The following is a 1,325-nucleotide window of genomic DNA, read 5'->3' on the forward strand; positions in this document are numbered from 1 at the left end:
CAGTAGTGTCCGGTTAAAACGCTCTTCGAATTCCTGAAACCAAGAACTGGAGCGGGATTTGAGGCGGGAGAAGGTGGTGTCGATTTGAACTGTGTCTGGCATATCGGGCAGTCTTCCGGGTTTGATTCCGGAGGCAGTTGCCATGAACACTGGCAAGACCTTGTTCGCCCAGCTCATGGACTTTCTGCCATGGACAACTTTCACCCGCCTTGTCCAGCAATATGGCGGCGACCGATACGTAAAGTCGCTGACCTGTGCCGAGCAGTTTCGCATCATGGCCTTTGCGCAACTGACCTACCGCGAGAGTCTGCGCGACATCGAGGTCTGTCTCTCGGCACAAGCGGCGAAGCTTTATCACATGGGGTTCCGGCAGGAGATCAGACGGGCAACACTTGCCGATGCCAACGAGAAGCGGGACTGGCGTATTCATGCCGAGTTCGCCCAACGATTGATTGCCCAAGCCAGAAAGCTCTATGTCGGCGACAGCTTGGCCTTCGAGTTGGAGAACACGGCGTATGCGCTGGACTCGACAACCATCGACTTGTCCTTGTCGCTGTTTCCGTGGGCGCCGTTCCGCACAACCAAGGCGGCGGTCAAGATGCATACGCTGCTCGACCTGCGCGGCAGCATCCCCAGCTTCATCCACATCTCGGACGGCAAGCTGCACGACGTTCATGCGCTCGATCTGCTGACCGCGGAAGCCGGCGCAATCTACGTCATGGATCGCGGCTATCTGGACTTCACGCGGCTGTACGCCGTAGATCAGGCCAACGCCTTCTTTGTAACTCGTGCCAAGTCGAACCTGGATGCACGGCGTATCTACTCGGCGAGAACCGATCGCAGCACCGGGATCATGTGCGATCAAACGATCGGGCTCAACGGCTACAAAACCAGCAGGGATTATCCGGCGCACCTGCGACGCGTCCGTTTCAAGGATCCGGAGTCCGGCAAGACGCTGGTGTTCCTGACGAACAACTTCACGTTGCCGGCAGCAACGATCTGCGCGCTCTACAAGAGCCGCTGGCAGGTCGAGTTGTTTTTCAAATGGATCAAGCAGCATCTTCGTATCAAGAAATTCTTCGGCACCTCAGAGAATGCAGTGAAGTCGCAAATCTGGATTGCCGTGTCGGTCTATGTCCTCGTTGCCATCGTGAAAAAGCGGCTGAACCTCGACGCTTCGCTCTACACTTTGCTACAGATTTTTTCGCTCACCCTGTTCGAGAAGATGCCCATCCAGCAAGTCTTTGCGGGAAGCGGCTACACTTCAGAGCACGCAGTCGACTGCAACCAATTGAATCTATTCGCGTTTTAACCGGACACTACTG

Annotated in this window: 1 protein-coding gene; it reads left to right on the top strand. The window is 55.8% G+C overall.

Translation table 11 applies throughout. The annotated features are described in order from the left end of the window. Nucleotides 1–142: 142 nt before the first annotated feature. Nucleotides 143–1,312, top strand: coding sequence for an IS4 family transposase (locus ACCAA_RS04730; protein WP_186406088.1), 1,170 nt, complete (start codon nucleotides 143–145; stop codon nucleotides 1,310–1,312). Nucleotides 1,313–1,325 lie beyond the last annotated feature (13 nt).

Source organism: Candidatus Accumulibacter aalborgensis, assembly GCF_900089955.1.
GTDB classification, from domain to species: Bacteria; Pseudomonadota; Gammaproteobacteria; order Burkholderiales; family Rhodocyclaceae; genus Accumulibacter; species Accumulibacter aalborgensis.